This window comes from Chlorogloea sp. CCALA 695 (genome assembly GCF_003003885.1).
GTDB lineage: Bacteria > Cyanobacteriota > Cyanobacteriia > Cyanobacteriales > Chroococcidiopsidaceae > Aliterella.
In genome coordinates, this window is sequence record NZ_PVWN01000016.1 from 75,493 (window position 1) to 95,378 (window position 19,886).

Below are 19,886 nucleotides of genomic sequence, written 5' to 3' on the forward strand. Positions count from 1 at the left end.
TAATTGGTAATTCCCAACGATCGCTAAAAATGTCAAACTAGATAAACTGCGATCATAAAGTAAGTATTGATATTCATGGCTCTTTGGCAATTAAACTAAATTTTATGGCAAGTCTGCGCGTTTTATCGGGAGTTCAACCCACAGGAAATCTACATTTAGGTAACTATTTTGGCGCAATTCGTAACTGGGTAGAAGGGCAAAGTCAGTATGAAAATTTCTTTTGTGTTGTCGATTTACACGCCATTACCGCGCCTCATAACCCCGCAACCTTAGCAACAGATACTTATACGATCGCAGCTTTATATTTAGCCTGTGGTATTGACTTAAGTTACTCTGATATTTTTGTTCAGTCTCACGTTAGCGCTCATAGCGAATTAACCTGGCTCTTAAACTGCATTACTCCCTTAAACTGGCTTGAAGACATGATTCAGTTTAAAGAAAAAGCTATTAAGCAAGGGGAAAATGTCAATGTGGGATTATTAGATTATCCCGTGCTGATGGCGGCAGATATTTTACTCTACCAAGCTGATAAAGTGCCTGTAGGGGAAGATCAAAAGCAACATTTAGAGCTTACCCGCGATATCGCTGCTCGGTTTAACTACTTGTTTGCGCGCGAAAAGCCCGTTTTAAAGTTGCCCGATCCTTTAATTCAGAAAGTTGGCGCAAGGGTAATGAGTCTTACTGATGGTACGCGCAAAATGTCTAAGTCTGACCCCGCCGAAGCTAGTAGAATCAATTTATTAGACACTCCTGAGCAAATTAACCAAAAAATTAAACGCTGCAAAACCGATCCAGAGCGGGGGCTAGTTTTTGACGACGAGGCGCGTCCAGAATGTCATAATCTACTAACGTTGTATATGCTTTTATCGGGCAAAACAAAACAAGCTGTAGCAGAGGAGTGTCAAGCTATGGGCTGGGGGCAATTTAAACCACTGTTAGCAGAAAGTGCGATCGCGCATTTGGAGCCAATTAGAGCCAAATATACGGCAATAATGGACGATAAAAGCTATTTAGAATCAGTATTGCGTGACGGCAGACAAAAAGCAGAAGCAGTTGCCAATGATACCCTGAGTAAAGTTAAGGCGGCTTTGGGGTATTCTGTGCCAGTGTAATTATTTAGCCTATTGTCCAACTACATCTAGAGATTTTTCATCCTGTTAGCTGTTAAAACAGATGCAATGTAGGTAACAGCCAACACTAAAAATGAGCAAATGAGTAATATATTTCGCACCGCCGTCAAAAACAATGAATTTTTAATTACCGCCGAGATTGCACCCCCTAAAGGCGGCAATCCTAGCCATATGTTGCAAATAGCACAAACTCTCAAGGGGCGAGTTCATGCTGTAAATATTACCGATGGTAGTCGGGCAGTATTGCGGATGTGTCCGGTAATTGCCTCGGTGCTGTTGCTGCAACAGGGCATAGAACCAATTTGTCAAGTAGCTTGCCGCGATCGCAATCGCATCGGGTTGCAAGCAGACTTAATGGGCGCTCATGCTCTGGGTGTTACCAATATCTTAGCTTTGACTGGCGACCCGGTAAAAGCTGGGGATCACGTAGAAGCTAAAAGTGTATTTGACCTCGAATCAGTACGATTGTTGCAATTGGTAGGCAAGCTCAATACTGGTTTTGACTACAACAATATTGCGCTTACCGATGGCGCAACGGATTTATTTGTAGGTGCGGCGGTAGATCCACAATTGCCTAGTTGGTCGAGCTTACAACGTCGTTTTGAGCGCAAGCTAGAAGCGGGGGCGCAGTTTTTTCAAAGTCAGTTAATTACAGATTTTGAGCGCCTAGAAAAATTTATGAGTCAAATTGCCGCCACTTCCAATAAGCCTATTCTGGCAGGCATCTTTTTACTTAAGTCTGCTAAAAACGCCCAATTTATCAATCGCTGCGTTCCGGGGGTGAATATTCCCCAAACTACAATTGATCGTTTGGCAAATGCTGAAGATCCACTCCAAGAAGGAATTGCGATCGCTGCCGAGCAAGTTAAGTTAGCGAGGCAAACCTGCCAAGGTATTCACATGATGGCAGTAAAACGCGAAGATTTGATCGCCCAAATATTAGACAAAGCAGAAATTGCTCCATTATCAAGTTGAATAACTATTTATTAAGGTAAACATGAAAGTAGCAATTTCTGGTGCAACGGGCTTTGTAGGTAAACGTTTAGTAGAAAGATTGCACTTGCAGGGGCATCACATACTTGTATTAACTCGTAATGTTATGGCTGCTCAAAAAAGCTTTCCTAGTTCTCAATTTCCTAACGTCGAAATAGTGGCTTACACGCCCTCTGAGTCGGGTGATTGGCAGCAGTCAATAGCAGGTTGTGACGGTGTAGTCAACCTAGCCGGAGAACCCATAGCCGAAGGACGGTGGACGGCAGCCCGCAAACAAGAAATTTTGCACAGCCGGAAACTGGGGACGCAAAAAATTGTCGAAGCGATCGCCCTAGCAAATCCCAAACCCCAAGTATTAGTCAATGCTTCAGCGATCGGCTACTACGGTACGAGCGAAAACGCAACTTTTGACGAAAAGAGCGCGGCGGGTAACGATTTTTTGGCTCAAGTTTGCTCAAATTGGGAAGCGGAGGCGCAAAAAGTTACCAGCGCCGGAGTCAGGTTAGTAATTATTCGCTTGGGCATAGTTTTAGGCAAAGGTGGGGCTTTAGATAAAATGGTGACACCGTTTAAACTGTTTGCTGGTGGCCCCATTGGTACGGGTAAGCAGTGGTTTTCGTGGATTCACCGCGACGACTTGGTAAATTTGATTATTCAAGCCCTTACCCGCCCTGATATTAGCGGCGTACTCAATGGTACTGCTCCTAACCCCGTGCGGATGAATGAGTTATCGCAAACTATGGGGCAAGTTATGAATCGTCCCTCTTGGTTGCCTGTGCCTAGTTTAGCTATAGAGGCGCTGCTTGGGGATGGTGCAATCGTGGTTTTAGAGGGGCAGCAAGTCGTCCCGCAGCGTCCTTTGGCTTACAACTTTGATTATCAATATCCTACGCTTAAAGAGGCGCTTAAAGACATCTTAGGCAACGGATAAAGTATTATTGGTGCTAAGAAGCAACCTATATTTGTTGCTTCCTAGCCAACTTACAACATTTGCCTGTTGCGGCGAAGTTGAGTAATTTTACCTGCCACGCCGCTAATAATTGTTCCTGCCATCAAAATCCCGATCGCTGGCGTAAATACTGGTGTCCACAGCTTGTACCATAGGTCTAAACCTAGGGGTAATTTGAGTGCGTGACCAATTACAGCGATCGCTAACCAAAAAAAGGCAAACAATACTAAAAAAACATCTGCCACCAAAGCTAAATTAATCCACTTGACAAAAATATTTTCTGGCTTACTTTGGTTAGTCATAAATTAACTTACACCTCAAACAGCCAATTATTTACTCTTTCTAAGCTTTTCCAATCAGGCTTTCGCGCAAACCCATCAGCAATACTTTGTTTGATTTCGGCGCGGACTTCATCATCAATCATAATTAGCTGCATCGCTAGATCGATGTGTTCGCGCACGCCCTTAGTATTATTTTCTAACATGGCTAGAGCTAAATTAACTCTTGATTGCGCGTCTTGAGGATTTAGCTTTACAGCTTTTTGGGCGGCTTTAAAGGCGGGATTGGGCTTACTATCCAACATATACAGCCAAGCCAAACAAGCCCAAGCGGCGCTACTTTTAGGAGCGCGATCGCATACTTCTTTAAAAGCTGGAATTAAGGTGGCTACTTCTTCCCCAGCTTTGTAACGTTCTAAACTTTCTTCAAATAAAGTGCCAACGGTTTCGGTCATCGTTCCTAATCAACAAGGGGATAAAAGCGAGGCAGAAGTAAATAAAATTAACTTCTGCTTTGAAGGTTCTAGACACCGAAAGACTTACCACAGCCGCAAGTTTGGGCTGCATTGGGATTAGTAAATTGAAACCCGCCCCCAATTAAAGCATTGCTGTAATCAAGCATTAAACCATAAAGGTACAACAAACTTTTGGGATCGCTGACAATTTTAAACCCATCGTAATCAAATACTTGATCTTTTTCACTGATATTACTTTCAGCTTCAAAATCCATCATGTAAGACATTCCCGAACAACCGCCTTGACGTACTCCTACACGCAAATACAAAGCATTGCCTTGTTGTTGTTGCAAGGCTTGCAAGTGTTGCAAAGCAGCTTGACTTAATTGAATTCCGCGTTGCCCAGACTGAACTGTAGAATTTGTCATAGTATAGAAACCTGCCTTAAACTTAATAGGGAAGCGATCGCAGCTTTTTAGTTTATTTTAGCGAGTTATACCGCTTTTAACTGTCCACAATCTTAGCTACTATCAATATTGAGAGCTTTAGTTACAAGCCTAGCTTCTTGCTGTATTAGTTTTAGCTATGGTAAACGAGCCTGTAATTAAAATTATTGAAGCTATCTGTCTTAGAATAGATTACTTAGCTAGAAATAGCGCAAATTGTTAAAAATCCTAACAAGTAGGCGTAGCTCTTAGTTAGAAGCGACACTTTTATTAAAAAACTTGCTGCTAAAAACTCCCTCCTAACACTTTTCCTCTCGTCTCTGGTGATTGGCTCCGTTTATGACAATGTCTTTGAATAGTGCTACCCGTCGTCGCTTACAACAATTAAACCAGATTTCTAGTGTTTGGGAGGGCGATCGCCGCCCATTTTCGCCCCCCTCCTCAGTATTGGAGCCTAATTGCCAACCCAATGGGGAGTGTATCCTTTGGGTAGACGGTTCCCAAGGCGTTGTGAGGGCAATGGATGTAGTAGCTCAAGACACAGGCCCAGAAGCCATTGTGCGGACGCTATTAAGAGCCATAGAGCATCCCAATAGCCCTGGTAAACCTGCTCGTCCCCAAAAAATTGTAGTCAGAAGCCGCGAAATTCAATTTTTCTTGCGTGGCGCTCTTCAAGAACTAGATATTGCTATTGATTACGTCCCCGAATTGCCCTTAATTGACGAACTCTACCGCAGCTTTGAAGACTCTATTGAAGCTCAAACGCCCGACTTGCCGCCACAGTATGCCCAAGCTCTCACCCAAAAAGCCTTTGAAATTTGGCATAGCGCTCCTTGGGAATTATTAGAGGAGCATCAAATTATCTCTATTGAATTAAATCAATGGGATATTGGCACTCTCTACGCTTCAGTAATGGGAATGTTGGGGATGGAGTACGGGGTTTTGTTCTATCGCTCAGAGGAGTCTTTAAAGCAATTTCGGGCAAAGGTATTGTTAGAAGAAGAATCGCCCGGAAACTTAGAGGAGGCTTTTTTACAGCAAGACTGCTTGTTTTTGACCTTTGACAGCGATGATGAGGAAGATGATGATGATGATGATGATGACGAAATTATCGATTTAGCCGATTTGCCCTTAGATGAACTTCACCCCTCTTTCGGTAATATTCACCCCTTAGAAGGCTTGCGCTCGGTGTTGTACGAAGAAGAAGCGCTGGCGATGTATGTGGCTTTAGATAGTCTCAATCGCTTTATTAAAGACGAACGCGATCGCCTATCGGTAGACCTCAGCCTGCTTAAGCATAAGTATAAGATTTCTATTCCTTCTAGCGATGCCCAAGCTAAACCAAAACCCATTGCTGTCACTGTTGCTACGATGCCAGAACTCACCGCCGAGTTAGAAGAAATGACCTTTGATGATAGCGATAGCGAGGAAATGTCAATAGTTCAGTCTTTACGAGATGACTTGATCCCCGAAGACTCGTTTTTAAGCTTGGGTGTAGTCTCGTGGGAAATGGTCGATTTTCTCCGCAAAGGCGCAATTTATCATCAAGAAGCCACACCTACCCAAGGGGGAGATGGACTACCAGTAATTTTAATTCAAACTTCCCGCCCCAAAGCAATGACAATCATTACTTCTATTCAAGAAGCGGGAGGAATCACAGGTATTGGTTTTAATCCTGGAGCCGATCCTTTGGAAGAAGAAAGTTACGATTTAGGCGTGTTAAAAACTGAAAAGGGCGAAATGTTCTTATTTGGCGAGTTTTTAGATCGAGATCCGGTTCACATCGCCGCGCGTAAAAAATGGGACGAACGGTGTAAAAAGACTCAGGGTTATTGCGGTTTAATAGTTGCAAGGGGGCTAATGGGTGCTTCGCGGGGAAAGCCACATTTAAAAGATATGATGGCGCTATTTGTGGGGCAAAGTCTCTCACCGAAAGATTTAGGTATTGGGATGCTGCAACTAATGCCACAATTTGAATAATTTAGGCTAATTAAATATTGAGCAAAGTTTCTGGTAGACGTGCAAGGACGCGCTCGAATGGTTTAGTATCTTTCAATCCTTGCGCCAAAATCAATGAACCTTGAATTTGTAAAATGGCATCTTCAGCCCTGTAATGTGCTGTTTTTTCGTCGAAGCCAGCCTCTAATAAAACCTGAGCTAAAGTATCGATCCAAAGTTTTAATGCTTGCCCAATTTGCTTGTGAAATATATCATTAGCTTCTCCTAGCACTAGCACAGCTAATATGCAAGGCTTTTGACCGCAACTGTAAAGCTCATTTACTTTTTTTGTCATTTCCCTAATTCTTAGTAACCCTGGACGCTCCCTCTCGCCCAATGGAGCAATAATATTTGTTGCCAGCCAATCGTTGGTGTAATTGAGAACTACCGCAGCAATCTCTTCTTTACCTTTAGGGAAATGATGGTAAAGACTAGCTCTACCCAAACCTGTAGCTTCGGAAAGCCGCGTTAAAGTTGCACCTTCATAACCGTATCTTTGAAATACAGTTAGGAGTTGAGCGATCGTTTCGTTTTTGACCATTTATGTAGATGTAGTAGTTCATTGCTATTTTACCGAACGTTTGATACAGTGAGTTTGTACCGAACGTTCGGTTTCACGGAGAAAAAGCAATGCTAAAACTGTACGACCTAAATTTGTCAGGAAACTGCTATAAAGTTAGGCTGATGTTGTCATTATTAGGATTAGAGCATGAGCTTGTAGCGGTTAATTTATCAGCCGGGGAACACAAATCAAGCGCGTTTCTAACATTAAACCCTCTTGGACAAGTACCAATTCTCATAGATGGCGATGTAGTTATTCGAGATTCTCAAGCGATTTTGGTATATTTGGCGCGGCGCTACGGTGGTGAAAATTGGCTACCTCTAGAAGCAGCACCAATGGCTAAAGTTGGTCAATGGTTATCGACCGCAGCAAATGAAATTCAACACAGTGTTGCCGCCGCTAGGTTGCACTTTATATTTAACGCCAAGATAGATTTAGAATTAGCCCGAAGTAGAGCTTTTAAAATCCTGCAAGTTATGGACGAACAGTTGCGAAAGCAAGACTGGTTAGAAGGAAATCGCCCAACTATTGCCGATATTGCTTGCTTTCCTTACATTGCCTTAGCCGCCGATGGCAAAATTGCCTTGGAAGATTATCCTCATGTAATTGCTTGGATTAGTCGCATCAAGCAGCTTCCCGGTTATGTAGGGATGCCAGGATTGTAAGTTATTTAGGCAAAATTATTGGGGAACTAGGCAATGATTTATCATTCGGGAGAACTTGCAGTCCAAGCGCGCTTAGGTGTTCAAGCAGAAGCCGAAAGTTTAGCAAAGGCAATCGGTGGTGCAGTTGTTAAGCCAGCAATGCAAAGTTTTTTAGCTAGTCAAAGATTAGCGATCGCCAGTACCATTGATTCAAGCAACCGCGTTTGGGCTTCTCTACTTACGGGTGAACCAGGATTTTTGCAAGCCGTAGCCGAACAAATAGTAAAAATTGCTATCGACAGCGACGAGTTAAAAGAAAATTTACGTCTTACAGATGAACTTGGTTTATTGGTAATTGATTTAGCCACCCGCAAGCGGTTGAGATTGAACGGTAAAGCTAAGTTGCAGGGCGAAAATAAGATTTATTTGCATACCCAGCAAGTATATTTTAACTGTCCTCAGTACATCCAAAAACGGGAAATTAACGCTACTCTTAATCGCGGTAAATCTAGCGTCCAAATTGGAGAAACGCTATCGCCTCAGCAGCAACAATTTATCCAACAAGCAGATACATTTTTTATTGCTAGTTGTCACCCCCAAGGCGGCGCGGATGCTTCCCATCGTGGCGGTTATCCAGGCTTTGTTAGAGTTTTGCAGAAAAACGAGTTAGTTTTTCCTGATTACGCTGGCAATAATATGTTTAATACTTTGGGCAATTTGGTAGAAAATCCGCAAGCCGGACTGTTATTTATTGATTTTGCAACTGGGGACACACTTCAGCTTACCGGGAAAGCAGCGATCACTTGGGATAGTAAAAAAGCTCTACAATTTGCTGGTGCTAACCGTTTGGTAGAGTTTCAAATTGAAAAAGTAAAGTCTCTTACGTCGGCTACTTCTTTACAATGGCAGTTTAAAGAATATTCCCCTTATTTACCTATGAAAACAAAACCGCAAACAGATTAAAATATGTAAAGAATCGAGAAGGGTTAAATAACTAGATGCGTGTGGCGATCGTCGGGGCGGGACTGGCTGGGCTGGCAACGGCTGTAGAATTAGTAGATGCGGGTGTAGAAGTAGAAATTTTTGAATCACGTCCTTTTGTGGGCGGCAAAGTTGGCAGTTGGGTAGACCCGGATGGCAATCATGTAGAGATGGGATTGCACGTCTTTTTTGGTAATTACTACAAACTTTTTGAGTTGATGAAAAAAGTGGGCGCGTTAGAAAGCCTGCTTTTAAAGCAACATACCCATAGTTTTATTAATGAAGGCGGACACATTGGCGAATTAGATTTTCGCTTTATTACGGGTGCGCCCTTCAATGGATTAAAGGCATTTTTTACTACTTCCCAGCTATCGTTACTCGATAAAGCCCTTAATGCGATCGCACTTGGTACAAGCCCCATAGTCCGAGGCTTGGTAGACTTTGAGGGGGCAATGAAAACTATCCGCAATTTGGATAAAGTTAGCTTTGCTGATTGGTTTCGCCGCCAAGGAGGAGGAAATGGCAGTCTCAAACGAATGTGGAACCCGATTGCCTACGCCCTTGGCTTTATCGACACTGAAAATATTTCTGCTCGTTGTATGCTAACAATCTTCTTGATGTTCGCCACCAAAAGCGAAGCGTCAGTATTACGAATGCTAGAAGGTTCACCCCATGAGTATTTGCTAAAGCCAATTGTGGAATATTTAGAGGCTAGAGGGGCAAAAATCCACACTCGCCGCCGCGTTAGAGAAATTCAGTACACCGGAGAAGGTGAACAAACAAAAGTTACCGGGCTAGTAATTGCTAAAGGCGAAATTGAAGAAACAGTTGTAGCTGATGCTTATTTATTTGCTTGCGATGTGCCGGGAATCCAGAAAATACTACCCCCACAATGGCGCAAATGGCCTCAATTTGACAAAATTTATAAATTAGATACTGTCCCGGTTGCTACAGTCCAACTAAGATTTGATGGTTGGGTAACAGAATTGCAAAATGTTGAAAGCCGTACGCAATTAGACCATGCCGCAGGGATAAATAACTTACTATATACAGCCGACGCGGACTTTTCTTGTTTTGCAGATTTGGCTTTAACTAGCCCTAGCAATTATTACATTCCCGGAAAAGGCTCGTTAATGCAACTGGTATTGACCCCAGGAGATCCTTTCATTAAACAAAGTAACGAAGAAATTGCCCAGCACGTCCTTAAGCAAGTCCACGCCTTATTTCCCTCATCGCGGGAATTAAATATGACTTGGTTTAGCGTAGTTAAACTCGCTCAGTCATTGTATAGAGAAGCTCCGGGAATGGACAAGTATCGTCCAGCGCAAAAAACACCTATAAGTAATTTCTTTCTGGCAGGGAGCTATACTCAGCAAGACTACATCGATAGTATGGAAGGTGCTACGCTTTCTGGTCTTCAGGCGGCTAAAGCAATTTTGGCTAGTGTAGAGGAAATAAAAAATCCTCAGCAATTATCTACGGTATCCTGAACAATAATAGAGGAAAACTAGATGGCTGATTGGTTAGAACATAGCGTACAAATTGAAGTAGATGCTCCTATAGATGTAGTTTGGCAGCTATGGGCAGATTTAGAGCAAATGCCTTTATGGATGCAATGGATTGATTCGGTAAAAGTTCTCCCAGACGATCCTCAACTATCGCGCTGGAAGCTAAAAACAGGTAGTTTAGAATTTAGTTGGCTATCGCGGATTACAAAAATTGTTCCTCACCAAATTATTGAGTGGGAATCAGTGGATGGTTTACCCAATCGGGGCGCTATTCGCTTTTATGATCGCCATAATAGTAGTATTGTCAAACTCTCTATTGCCTATGCAATTCCTGGGCTTTTGGGCAAACTAATGGACAACCTATTTTTAGGCAAAGCTGTAGAATCAAGCCTTAAGCAAAGTTTAGAGAGTTTCCGCGATTACGCCCAGCAACCAACATCTTCGCAAGTCGAAACCCAAACAAGTTGAGCCTCTAACAATCGCGATCGCATTACGACAGTGCAATTGTACTAAGTTAACCGCACCTAACACAAGAGTTGTAATTTCGTTTAGGGCGATCGCAACTATTAACTATTTGCCAGCATTGACATGATGATTCAATCTACTATAAAACTCACTCTTGAAGAATTTTTTGCTTTATCAGTAAGTGATGTAGCTTATGAATTAATTGAAGGTGAAGCAATACCAAAAATGTCGCCTAAAAGATTTCATGCTGGCGTTCAAAAAGCTCTACTAATATTAATGGATGCTTGGGCAGAAAATAAAGGCTATTTATATCCAGAATGGGCGGTACGATTAAAACGTAACAACGAAGATTGGGTTCCTGTCCCAGACATAACTTATATTTCCTACAGTCGCCTTAACGCAGATTGGCTGGAAGACGACGCTTGTCCAGTTGCACCAGAACTTGTAATTGAAATTATTTCCCCAGGGCAAACTTTTGGAGGATTAAGCCAAAAAGCCACCGATTACTTAACCGCCGGGGTTTTGCGGGTTTGGATAGTGGATTCCCAAGAGCGTAGCGTTACGGTTTTTTACCCTGATGCGCCACCACGCACTTATACAAAGCTATCGCTTATAACTGACACAATTCTAGAAGGCTTAGAACTTAATCCTCAGCAAATATTTCAATTAGCTAGGCTACCTAATTGATTAAACAAAAATGCCCTACACGAACTAGCCAAGTAAACTAACCGTCCTGAGAGTTGTTAGCTAAAAACTCGCTCAAACTTAGTTAAGTATGCGCTAAAACCTGTCTTTCATTCCTCGCAGCCGAGCAAAAGTTTGGACTGGATCGTTACTATTTACGGCGGCTTGCAATGTTGATTGGTTCCAACGCAAAAATGGATTTGTGCGCTTTTCTAACCCCAAATTAGAAGGAATAGTTGGTTCATGGCGGCTACGGGCGGATTGAACGGCGGCAAAACGAGTTTTTAAGTCGGAGTTGGTACTGTCTACAGTTAGAGCAAATTTGAGATTGTTTAAGGTGTATTCATGGGCGCACCATACCCGCGTATCATCAGGTAAAGCTTGCAACTTGCTTAAAGACTCTAACATCTGTGTTGGCGTACCTTCAAATAGTCTCCCACAACCGCCAGCAAATAAGGTATCGCCACAAAATAACTCCCCGCTTTCCGTGGCTGTGGCGGGGAAGTAGTAAGCGATATGGGCGCGGGTATGTCCGGGAACAAAAAATACAACGCCCGTGCGATCGCCAAAATTTACGTGATCGCCTCCGCTTAAAAATACTTGCTGTCCAGGTATTCTACCGCGATCTTCAACTCCCGCATAAACTACCCCGTCATTGAAATGTTTGATTAATTGCTGGTTTCCGCCTACATGGTCGTGGTGGTGATGAGTATTAAAAATTGCGACTAATTTAGCGCCTAGTTGTTGCAGTTGCTCGATTACAGGTTCCGCAATCGCCGGATCGACTACCGCCGCAGTGTTTTTTTGGCGATCATGCAGGAGAAAAATGTAATTATCTGTAAGTACGGGAATGCGAATTACGTCCATAATTACTTAGCGCCAAGAATCTAAATCTAAGGATTCAAAACCTTTCTTTTCGACAAAAGACAACATACTGCCTAGCTGATACCATACCAATAAACCAATTAGCAAAGTTAAAGGTGCAGCCGTAGCCGTTGCTAACCAACTAGGAAAACCAAATATTTCTAATCCCGCCGATAAAAAGACCAAGATTCCAACATTAATACCCAAGTAAGGAATAATTAATTGTCCGGTAGGTAATTGAGCCTTAGTTGCGGCGGCGCGGGCGCTTGACCAGTTTGCCACAATTAGTTTTAAGGTAGCCGCAAAAGCCGTACCCGCAGCTAGGGCGATCGCAAATCCGGCAAACATTAAAAAATACGGTGGTTCGGGATAATAAGACATGGTAATTTCTAGTTGGTGATTAAGGGAAGTTATTTAAGCTTTACTTACCTGATTTGCCATTAAAAGCATTAAAAACAGGTAAAATTGCGGCGGTGCGCTCTTTTGAAAAATCGCTTAAAGCACCGAGGGCTACATCAAATAGTCGATTTGGCTGTAATTCGTCTTTAATCAAATTCCACAGACTTTGGACTTCTGCTGTATGCAGGCGATCGTCTTCCGTTAAAGCAAGGAGTAATTGCTGTCTCAAATACTGTCCTTCCTCTGATAGTAAGAACTGTAAGCCCATCTGCGCTGTAGGTAATAAGTCAAAACTATTATCGGCGCGGGCGATCGCAATTAAGTCTTCTAATCTCTCCCACTGAAACTTACCATTTTTAAACAATAAATTCAGCAACCGTCGCCGTAGTGGGGGCGTTTCTCCTTTTAACAAGCGCTTGGCAATGTATGGGTAAGCAACTTCAACGATTTTGAAGTCAGGATTTAAGCTTAAAGCAATTCCTTCTTGCGTTACTAAAGAGCGAATAATTAAAGCAAACTTTGCTGGGACGCGGAAAGGATACTCATACATTAACTCCGAGAAGGAGTCTGTAATAGTTTTAAAATTGAGACTGCTAACACTTGCGCCCATCGCATTAGTAAGGACGGCTTCTAAAGCGGGTACAATCGGGCGAATATCGGTATTTGGCGCTAAAAATCCTAGCTTGACGTAATCTTCGGCTAACTCAATGTAGTCTTGATTAACTAAATGAACCAACGCATCAACCAAGGTTTCTTTCATTTCCTCAGTTAGCTGATCCATCATCCCGAAATCGATGTACGCCATCTGCCCGTCAACGGTAGCAAACAAATTACCTGGATGGGGATCGGCGTGAAAAAAGCCATACTCTAGCAACTGCTTCAGCCCAGAAGTTACCCCTATTTCGATAAGTTTATTTTGATCGAGTCCGGCTTGCTTAATGCTCTGAGTGTCGGTGAGTTTGAAGCCGTTTATCCACTCCAAAGTTAAAACGCGATCGCTAGTATAGCGCCAATAAATAGCCGGAACTTTGACGCGGGGATCGTCGCGGAAATTTGTAGCAAATTTCTCGGCGTTGCGACCTTCATTAAAGTAATCAATTTCCTCAAATAACTTTGTCCCAAACTCATCCACAATTGTTTGCAAATCGTGACCAAGATTGAGTGGAAGCCAAGGCGCAAGCCAACCCGCCGCCCAACGCATTAAATACAAGTCTAGGTTTAAAACTGGGCGTAAGTTGGGGCGCTGTACTTTTACCGCCACTTCTTCCCCACTATGCAAACGGGCTTGATATACTTGTCCCAAACTAGCGGCGGCTACAGGATTAGGGGTAATTTCGCTGTAGACTTCTTCTAGGGGGCGACCTAATTCTTTTTCTATAGTTTGAAATGCGATCGCATTACTATAAGGTGGCAATTGATCTTGCAGCTTAATTAATTCTTCTAAAAAGTCTTTTCTAATTAAGTCTGGGCGCGTTGATAGTGCTTGACCAACTTTAATAAATGTTGGCCCTAAACGAGTAATTATTTTTCGTAGTTGCGTAGCACGCAACGGCTGATTTTGTTCAGCTTTGCCCAACCACTCGTCAGATTTCATCCCCAACACAAAACCCGAAAAAAACCAAATAATAGTTAAAATCCGTCCCCATACTAGCCAAGGACGGAAACGGAAGTATTTTACAAGCGCTTCAGGATTGTAGCGCCGATTTTCTTGACCAATTTGATACTGACCCACGCCTCGATCTGCCTCTCAAACTGAGAATTGTACTTTTATTGTGGTTTTATCTAAAAATAGGTAGCTTTTTTTAATTACAGCCGCCAAAAGCAACCACTTATGTATATCTTTTTATTAATTATAGTATTTAAAAGTACAAAGTATTTATAAGAAAAGTAATAAGAGGTTTAGCTAAAGTTATAGGTGTATTTTTTTAAGTCTTAAAGGATGTTGTAAAAAGTGGATCGGTATCTTGCGATCGCGTAGATCCCCCCTTTTTTAAGGGGGGAGGAAATATAAAGTATCTTCTGAGAGTCTTAACTACTAGCTGATTTAGCCTCCAAACTTTCTAAACGGCTTAGGAGTTGCTGATTATCTTTTTTTAGTTGGTCGAGTTCTTCGCGTAATTGCTTTGTAGCTTGCACTGAACCAGCTTTTGCTTGCACTTGTTGCACGGCCTCCTCCGCCATTCGCCGCACTCTCCCATCAGGGGTTTGATTAGCTAACGCATTCAAAATCGCTGCCGCTTTGATCGTTTCCATTTGTCCTAAAGCCACAACTACCGATATTTGGGTTAAGAAAAACGTTTCTAACGATAGCCCGTCTAAACGTTCTAAAATTCGTTCCAAATTCACCGGAGTTTGACCCACAGAAACCGTCCCTAAAGCCCGAATAGCCGCCAAACGCAAAGCTTGAGGAATGCCCGGTTTAGTGTACTGCAAGATGATGTCAAGGGCTTCTGGGGAAGTTTTTAACTGACTAAGCCCAGAAATTGCCCCCGATCGCACAACTTCGTTCCAACCTGCTTTTTCTAGTACAGTATTCAGTAGCTTAATAGCTTTTTTCTCTTTAGATTCGTCATCTAAATTTACTGATGCGATCGCACCTATCGCTCTAGCCGCCGCCGCTTCAACGTAGTAGCTAGGATCGCCATCTTTAACAAAAGGTTTAATCGCTTTGTAACTGGCAGTAGTTTTAATTTGCGCCAAAGCTTCAATTACCGCCCGACGAACTAAAGCATTTTCATCTTGTAAACCCGCCACCAAACCATCAAAAGCTTGGTCTAGCTTGACTTCAGCTAAATTCTTGGCTACTTCAAGCCTCACACCCCAAAACGCATCGCTCGTCAAAGCTTTAATCAGCGCCTTGACTGCCTCTAGTCCGCCTTTAGTTGCGATCGCTTTAGCTGCATAAATCCGCGAAACGGGATCTTTGTCAAATTGCAACTGTGCTTGTAATTCTGGCAAAGCGTATTCTAAAGCAACAGTTTTTAAGTAATTATTTCCGGCATCAAAGCTAATAAAGTGGGGCTTTTCAGTTAAAGGAAAGTAAAAACTTTGTTCCCGCTCGTAAATTCGCACCGGGAAGGTTTTAAACTCTGTTGGGTTTCCTTCCTGGGTATAGCCAAAAGAAATTGGAATTTTTAGATCGAATAAATCAGTATTACTACCTTCTTTAACCTGGGTTTGGGTAACGGTAACTTTGGCTAGTTTGCTGTCATCGTCCCAAGAATAGGCAACTTTAAAATCGGGATGACCGCCGCGATAAACGTACTGATCGAACAAAAACAGTAAGTTGCGCCCAGAAGCTTTTTCAATGGCGCGTAATAAGTCGATAGTTTCTACAGTTTTGTGGGCATTATCTCGGACAAAAGTTTGAACTGCTTGCCAAAACAAATCATCGCCTAATTCGGCGCGAATCATATGGTACACACAAGAACCTTTTTCGTAGAGATGGCGATCGTATAATTCAATCGCTTCTCGGTAAATATGGGTAACAATCGGGCGACGGTAACGGCTGCTATCTTCTGCTAAATAGTTACGGGCTTGGAGTAAACGGTAATAAGCCGCTTCTTGATTTCCATATTCCTCTTGCGTCCACATAACTTCAGAGTAAGAAGCCATCCCTTCTTTAATCCAAGCGTGCGACCAATGTTTAATTACTACCAAATCGCCAAACCATTGATGAGCGAGTTCGTGAGCAACCAAACTTTCGGTATTACGATTATCTAAAGCCGCTCTTTCATCCAGCAAACAGCGATCTGTTAGCAAGGTTGTAGAAGTATTTTCCATCCCGCCAAAAATAAAATCATCAACGCAGACTTGAGCGTATTTGGGGAAAGGATATAAGTAGCCATACTTTTCGCTAAAAAACTCAATCATCCGGGGAGTTTTGCCCATGCTGCGCCGTGCGTCTTCTTCCCTGCCTTTTTCTACGTAGTAAGTTACGGGTTTTCCTTGCCATTCGTCCTCAATTTCGGCAAAATCTCCTACCGCTAACGTCATTAAATAAGTAGGATGTACTTGCTCTTGCAACCAGTGATAAATCGTCGATTTGCCATCTTCTTGAGTTTCAACCAAGCGTCCGTTAGAAATAGCTTTCATATTATTAGGTACTCGGACTCTAATTTCTGAAGTGGCTAACTGTCCTGGATAGTCAAAGCAAGGAAACCAATAGCGAGAATCTTCATCTTCTCCTTGCGTCCAAACTTGGATTGGTTTATTGGGGTAATGGTCGTCTGGAGTAATGAAGTAGAGTCCGCGTTGGGGTTTTTCTACCAAATAGGCGATCGCAATTTTTATTACTTTACCTACTTCGGTTGCTGTTTCCAAACGAATATCTAACTTAGCATCGTCATAATCAAAGCTTTGTGGTGTCCCATCAATGTCTACCGACTGGATATTGAGATTCACCGCATCTAATGATAAGCGATTAATCCCTGTGGTTATTGGTTTGAGTGTGAGTTTGCAAATCCCTGTATAGCTTTGATTGGGGATATCTAAATTGAGGTCTAAAAAAATATGCTCAACTTGTCCAGGGCGATCGGGGTTATAGTGAGGTTTTGCCCCTGGCAACTCAAAAGACTTGTGGCTTTTAGCTTCGGTATCAAAATAAGAATGAGACATAGTTAAGAGTGAGGAATAATCAGCTAAATTCTAACTTTTCCACCATAAAGCTTTTTAGTTATGCCAGAAGTAACAACCAACTAATTAATTTTGGCTTTGAAACGAATAAAACCGTAGGAATTAGCAGGCGTACCAGGCCCCGTAGCGTTGGGAATACTGCCCATATTTACCACTACTGCACCATTGCCATTGGTTGTGCCTGTACACGCACTAGGAAAACTTGAACTATAAAATTGACCGCGATCGCCATCCATCACATTAGTTGCTTTTACTGGCGTACCACCATTAGCGCTCAAAATCGCAATTCCGTAGTTAGAACCTGCTAGTCCTCCAACGTCTGCTGTAGTCAAGCTATTGTAGCCCGTACCAATGTAAGTTTGATTTGCTGGTACAAAGTCGCAAATACTGACATTATTCGCTGATGCAGCACCATTATTGAGGAAATAGATTGTATATTCTACTTCATCGCCAGGCTTTAAATTAACCGCAGGAGTAATGGTGCTGCTGTTAATTACACCGCGCAAAGATTCCTTACGGGGAAAAGTATCAGGCCAACGAATATTATCGTCATCATCAGCAGCTTTAGTTCCTACATTGTTCGGATCGCCCGGAATATTGCTCCCATCTTCGAGCCTAATTACGGGTTCGCCGTTAATTGCTGTGATGCGTTTAACTAGAAGTAGATTTGGAGGAACACCAGAGGGGGTAACGGTAGCACTACCACTATTGTTAGTTGAATTTGAATCGCTTTGGTCTAGGGCGCTTAGTTGGGCAGTATTTGTCTTTGCTCCCGATGTTGTTACAGTAGCTGTAATTGTTAAAGTAGCTGGGGTTCCAGAATTGAGGCTGGCAATGCTCCAAACTCCAGTGCCACTATTATATGTACCTGTAGATGCTGTATTGGACTGATAAGTTAACCCTGGAGGTAAGATGTCAGACAAGCCTACATTTGTAGCAGTTGTAGAAGCTGTAAGATTGGTGGCTGTAATAGTGAATGTCACACTATCACCTACGTTGGGCGTGGAATTGTTGACGGTTTTTGCTACGGCGATATCTACAGATTGATTTGGTACTGTTACACTATCTTGATCGTTCTCGCCAACTTGACCATTGCCAGGAGTTGAGTTTGGATCGCTCTGCTCTGACAATGTTACTTCAGCAGTGTTTAATGTATTGTCGGCTGTTAACCTGGTAGCAGGAATAGTTAAAGTAGCACTTGCATTAGGAGCTAGTGTACCAACGTTCCATACTAAGCTAATAGACCTTAAAAAGACATAAAATAAGAACTTGAACTGGCAAAGGGTGGAGGGGACAATGCCTGCTAAAGGATTCCTAAATTTAGAACAGAAAGAGAGATTGCAAACGCTAGTTCGCGGTAATAGTTGTCCAAGGATAAGGGAACACGCTTTAATTTTATGGTAGTGCCAAATAGGTAAGGATAAGTGTAAAGCGTATGTAGAGAGAGTTGTATGAGTGAGGGGAAGTTAAGCTGTCCAAAATGCAGGTCAGAGAGAATAGTAAAAAATGGCTTCATCCATAACGGTAGCCAAAATCATAAATGCCGAAACTGCAAAGAGCCAGTTTGTGCTAAATCCCCGTAATCGTCCCGTTACAGAAGAGAGTAAAAAGCTGATTGATAGTCTATTGCTAGAACGAAAGTCAATTGCGGCTATCTGTAGAGTTAGCGGTATCTCGCAAATGTGGATTCAAACCTACGAGTCGCGGAAAATACAGCACCGTACCTCAACAAGTTTCAGTTAGCTCAAAAAAAAAGGACACTTGACAATTTCCTGGTGATGAGATGTGGTCAAATGCGTGTAAGAAAAGCTTGAAGCAATGGATGAGCGTTAGCAATAGACGAACGAAACTAAAGAAATTGTCGGATTGTATATCGGTAGTCGTTCACGCAAGGCAGCAAAACGTTTATGGCTTTCGTTACCTGCGGTTTACAGACAATGTGCTGTTGCCTATACTGACTTAGGGCAAGCATACGGGCAAACTTTGCCTAGTACGAGGCATAAAGCGGTTGGGAAGGAAACAGGTAAAACTAATTACCCAATCGCGTTTCAACTGTACTATGCGTCAACGTATTGCTCGATTAGTCAGAAAGACTCTTTCGTTTTCAAAGAAAGAGCGAGAATCATATTGGTGCTATTTGGCTTTTTATCCACCATTACAATAAATCCTTACATATTTAGCACTACCAAGGAATTTTGTTCCATACCCTAACGGACGGTAACGGTATGCCACTTTCTTGTAGCACACGCGCGAGCCAATGGTAGTGAACGAGAACAAGTAATGCCACTTTTAGATAGCATTGTCGTCAAAATTAATCGACCTGGTAGAAATAGCAAACGGGTCAAAGTGCTGGCAGCAGATAAAGGCTATGACTCCAAGGATTTGCGTGCGGCGTTACATAAACGTGGTATTAGACCACAGTTAAGCTAATAGACATTTAGCTTGCAATAACTTGATTGCCTTTATTCTGGATACTTTTCGACCAATTAATTATTAACTCTCCTTGGTTAAGTAGCCTCCTTAAAATTTCCTGAAGTTGGTTAACCGACTCAAATAACCGATGAGCAATGAACTCTTTACGTAAAGTCTGCTGGGGGGAGTATCCCCCCAGCGAGCTTTACAGGAATGCCATACTAACTCAATTAGATTGAAGTCTGGTCTATAAGTTGGTAAGAAACAAAGCTGTATATTCGGTAGTGTTTGCTCTATTTTATCAATAATGTCTTGACGCTTGTGATAGCTGGCATTATCTAAAATTACTAAAATTATCGGACCTATCCGTTCATAAAGCTCCAACTTATTCCCTTGTTTAACCCTCTCAGCTTTAGTAAACTGATTTAGCTTCTCTAAAGACTCAAAAAAACTCTCGCCATTATTATTATCTACAAAAAAACT

Annotated in this window: 20 protein-coding genes and 1 pseudogene; 11 read left to right on the top strand and 10 right to left on the bottom strand. The window is 42.4% G+C overall.

The genetic code is table 11. The features are described from left to right. Positions 1–104: 104 nt before the first annotated feature. The 3 genes from trpS (at position 105) to C7B70_RS11025 (ending at position 3,054) form a co-directional block, all read left to right on the top strand. A complete protein-coding gene (gene trpS, locus C7B70_RS11015) occupies positions 105–1,112 on the top strand; it encodes a tryptophan--tRNA ligase (protein WP_106369089.1) in 1,008 nt (335 codons plus the stop codon). 99 nt (positions 1,113–1,211) lie between these two features. After that, entirely contained in the window at positions 1,212–2,105 is an 894-nt protein-coding gene (locus C7B70_RS11020; protein ID WP_106369090.1) for a methylenetetrahydrofolate reductase, read from the top strand. 22 nt (positions 2,106–2,127) lie between these two features. Next, positions 2,128–3,054 carry a TIGR01777 family oxidoreductase gene (locus C7B70_RS11025; protein ID WP_106369091.1) on the top strand — a complete coding sequence of 309 codons (927 nt, stop codon included), beginning with the start codon at positions 2,128–2,130 and terminating at the stop codon, positions 3,052–3,054. Between the two features lie 50 nt (positions 3,055–3,104). Here C7B70_RS11025 and C7B70_RS11030 read toward each other — a convergent pair whose 3' ends face one another. The 3 genes from C7B70_RS11030 to C7B70_RS11040 all read right to left on the bottom strand — a co-directional run bounded on the left by C7B70_RS11030 (position 3,105) and on the right by C7B70_RS11040 (position 4,233). Next, a complete protein-coding gene (locus C7B70_RS11030) occupies positions 3,105–3,374 on the bottom strand; it encodes a hypothetical protein (protein ID WP_106369092.1) in 270 nt (89 codons plus the stop codon). An 8-nt stretch (positions 3,375–3,382) separates the two neighbouring features. After that, on the bottom strand, positions 3,383–3,805 hold the full coding sequence (locus C7B70_RS11035) for a hypothetical protein (RefSeq protein ID WP_106369093.1): 423 nt from the start codon (positions 3,803–3,805) through the stop codon (positions 3,383–3,385). A gap of 68 nt (positions 3,806–3,873) precedes the next feature. Then, positions 3,874–4,233, bottom strand: coding sequence for an iron-sulfur cluster assembly accessory protein (locus tag C7B70_RS11040; protein ID WP_106369094.1), 360 nt, complete (start codon positions 4,231–4,233; stop codon positions 3,874–3,876). Positions 4,234–4,590: 357 nt separating this feature from the next. Between C7B70_RS11040 and C7B70_RS11045 the strand changes: the two genes are divergently transcribed. Beyond that, a complete protein-coding gene (locus C7B70_RS11045) occupies positions 4,591–6,231 on the top strand; it encodes a hypothetical protein (protein ID WP_106369095.1) in 1,641 nt (546 codons plus the stop codon). A 10-nt stretch (positions 6,232–6,241) separates the two neighbouring features. Here the strand turns inward: C7B70_RS11045 and C7B70_RS11050 are convergent, their stop codons facing one another. After that, positions 6,242–6,790, bottom strand: coding sequence for a TetR/AcrR family transcriptional regulator (locus C7B70_RS11050; RefSeq protein WP_106369096.1), 549 nt, complete (start codon positions 6,788–6,790; stop codon positions 6,242–6,244). 89 nt (positions 6,791–6,879) lie between these two features. Between C7B70_RS11050 and C7B70_RS11055 the strand changes: the two genes are divergently transcribed. The 5 genes from C7B70_RS11055 (at position 6,880) to C7B70_RS11075 (ending at position 11,096) form a co-directional block, all read left to right on the top strand. Then, a complete protein-coding gene (locus C7B70_RS11055) occupies positions 6,880–7,476 on the top strand; it encodes a glutathione S-transferase family protein (RefSeq protein WP_106369097.1) in 597 nt (198 codons plus the stop codon). 33 nt (positions 7,477–7,509) lie between these two features. Beyond that, on the top strand, positions 7,510–8,418 hold the full coding sequence (locus C7B70_RS11060) for a pyridoxamine 5'-phosphate oxidase family protein (RefSeq protein WP_106369098.1): 909 nt from the start codon (positions 7,510–7,512) through the stop codon (positions 8,416–8,418). 35 nt (positions 8,419–8,453) lie between these two features. Further along, positions 8,454–9,926, top strand: a complete 1,473-nt coding sequence (gene zds, locus C7B70_RS11065) for a 9,9'-di-cis-zeta-carotene desaturase (RefSeq protein ID WP_106369099.1) — start codon at positions 8,454–8,456, stop codon at positions 9,924–9,926. Between the two features lie 21 nt (positions 9,927–9,947). After that, positions 9,948–10,412, top strand: coding sequence for an SRPBCC family protein (locus C7B70_RS11070; RefSeq protein WP_106369100.1), 465 nt, complete (start codon positions 9,948–9,950; stop codon positions 10,410–10,412). 120 nt (positions 10,413–10,532) lie between these two features. Then, positions 10,533–11,096: a Uma2 family endonuclease gene (locus C7B70_RS11075; RefSeq protein ID WP_199192192.1), complete on the top strand. Its 564-nt coding sequence runs from the start codon at positions 10,533–10,535 to the stop codon at positions 11,094–11,096. A gap of 93 nt (positions 11,097–11,189) precedes the next feature. Here the strand turns inward: C7B70_RS11075 and gloB are convergent, their stop codons facing one another. The 5 genes from gloB to C7B70_RS11100 form a co-directional block, all read right to left on the bottom strand. Further along, a complete protein-coding gene (gene gloB, locus C7B70_RS11080; protein ID WP_106369102.1) occupies positions 11,190–11,960 on the bottom strand; it encodes a hydroxyacylglutathione hydrolase in 771 nt (256 codons plus the stop codon). 6 nt (positions 11,961–11,966) lie between these two features. Then, the gene (locus C7B70_RS11085; RefSeq protein ID WP_106369103.1) at positions 11,967–12,338 is read right to left on the bottom strand and encodes a hypothetical protein; all 372 of its coding nucleotides are present in this window, start codon (positions 12,336–12,338) and stop codon (positions 11,967–11,969) included. Positions 12,339–12,378: 40 nt separating this feature from the next. Continuing rightward, positions 12,379–14,088: an AarF/ABC1/UbiB kinase family protein gene (locus C7B70_RS11090; protein ID WP_106369104.1), complete on the bottom strand. Its 1,710-nt coding sequence runs from the start codon at positions 14,086–14,088 to the stop codon at positions 12,379–12,381. 296 nt (positions 14,089–14,384) lie between these two features. Continuing rightward, positions 14,385–16,973, bottom strand: coding sequence for a M1 family metallopeptidase (locus tag C7B70_RS11095; protein ID WP_106369105.1), 2,589 nt, complete (start codon positions 16,971–16,973; stop codon positions 14,385–14,387). A gap of 80 nt (positions 16,974–17,053) precedes the next feature. Beyond that, the gene (locus C7B70_RS11100) at positions 17,054–18,403 is read right to left on the bottom strand and encodes an isopeptide-forming domain-containing fimbrial protein (protein WP_339376696.1); all 1,350 of its coding nucleotides are present in this window, start codon (positions 18,401–18,403) and stop codon (positions 17,054–17,056) included. Positions 18,404–18,442: 39 nt separating this feature from the next. Between C7B70_RS11100 and C7B70_RS11105 the strand changes: the two are divergent. Continuing rightward, positions 18,443–19,171 (top strand): annotated as a pseudogene (locus C7B70_RS11105) (IS1 family transposase). Between the two features lie 100 nt (positions 19,172–19,271). Then, positions 19,272–19,421 (top strand): hypothetical protein, encoded by a 150-nt coding sequence (locus C7B70_RS26955; RefSeq protein ID WP_199192193.1) that lies wholly within the window; start codon positions 19,272–19,274, stop codon positions 19,419–19,421. A gap of 90 nt (positions 19,422–19,511) precedes the next feature. Here the strand turns inward: C7B70_RS26955 and C7B70_RS11115 are convergent. After that, on the bottom strand, positions 19,512–19,886 hold a 375-nt coding region (locus tag C7B70_RS11115; RefSeq protein WP_199192194.1), incomplete at its 5' end, for a transposase.

Excerpts from the sequence above, each read along its gene's own strand:
- trpS (WP_106369089.1), top strand. The coding sequence starts at position 105 with ATGGCAAGTCTGCGCGTTTTATCGGGAGTTCAACCCACAGGAAATCTA.
- C7B70_RS11020 (WP_106369090.1), top strand. The coding sequence starts at position 1,212 with ATGAGTAATATATTTCGCACCGCCGTCAAAAACAATGAATTTTTAATT.
- C7B70_RS11025 (WP_106369091.1), top strand. The coding sequence starts at position 2,128 with ATGAAAGTAGCAATTTCTGGTGCAACGGGCTTTGTAGGTAAACGTTTA.
- C7B70_RS11030 (WP_106369092.1), bottom strand. The coding sequence starts at position 3,374 with ATGACTAACCAAAGTAAGCCAGAAAATATTTTTGTCAAGTGGATTAAT.
- C7B70_RS11035 (WP_106369093.1), bottom strand. The coding sequence starts at position 3,805 with ATGACCGAAACCGTTGGCACTTTATTTGAAGAAAGTTTAGAACGTTAC.
- C7B70_RS11040 (WP_106369094.1), bottom strand. The coding sequence starts at position 4,233 with ATGACAAATTCTACAGTTCAGTCTGGGCAACGCGGAATTCAATTAAGT.
- C7B70_RS11045 (WP_106369095.1), top strand. The coding sequence starts at position 4,591 with ATGACAATGTCTTTGAATAGTGCTACCCGTCGTCGCTTACAACAATTA.
- C7B70_RS11050 (WP_106369096.1), bottom strand. The coding sequence starts at position 6,790 with ATGGTCAAAAACGAAACGATCGCTCAACTCCTAACTGTATTTCAAAGA.
- C7B70_RS11055 (WP_106369097.1), top strand. The coding sequence starts at position 6,880 with ATGCTAAAACTGTACGACCTAAATTTGTCAGGAAACTGCTATAAAGTT.
- C7B70_RS11060 (WP_106369098.1), top strand. The coding sequence starts at position 7,510 with ATGATTTATCATTCGGGAGAACTTGCAGTCCAAGCGCGCTTAGGTGTT.
- zds (WP_106369099.1), top strand. The coding sequence starts at position 8,454 with ATGCGTGTGGCGATCGTCGGGGCGGGACTGGCTGGGCTGGCAACGGCT.
- C7B70_RS11070 (WP_106369100.1), top strand. The coding sequence starts at position 9,948 with ATGGCTGATTGGTTAGAACATAGCGTACAAATTGAAGTAGATGCTCCT.
- C7B70_RS11075 (WP_199192192.1), top strand. The coding sequence starts at position 10,533 with ATGATGATTCAATCTACTATAAAACTCACTCTTGAAGAATTTTTTGCT.
- gloB (WP_106369102.1), bottom strand. The coding sequence starts at position 11,960 with ATGGACGTAATTCGCATTCCCGTACTTACAGATAATTACATTTTTCTC.
- C7B70_RS11085 (WP_106369103.1), bottom strand. The coding sequence starts at position 12,338 with ATGTCTTATTATCCCGAACCACCGTATTTTTTAATGTTTGCCGGATTT.
- C7B70_RS11095 (WP_106369105.1), bottom strand. The coding sequence starts at position 16,973 with ATGTCTCATTCTTATTTTGATACCGAAGCTAAAAGCCACAAGTCTTTT.
- C7B70_RS26955 (WP_199192193.1), top strand. The coding sequence starts at position 19,272 with ATGCCACTTTTAGATAGCATTGTCGTCAAAATTAATCGACCTGGTAGA.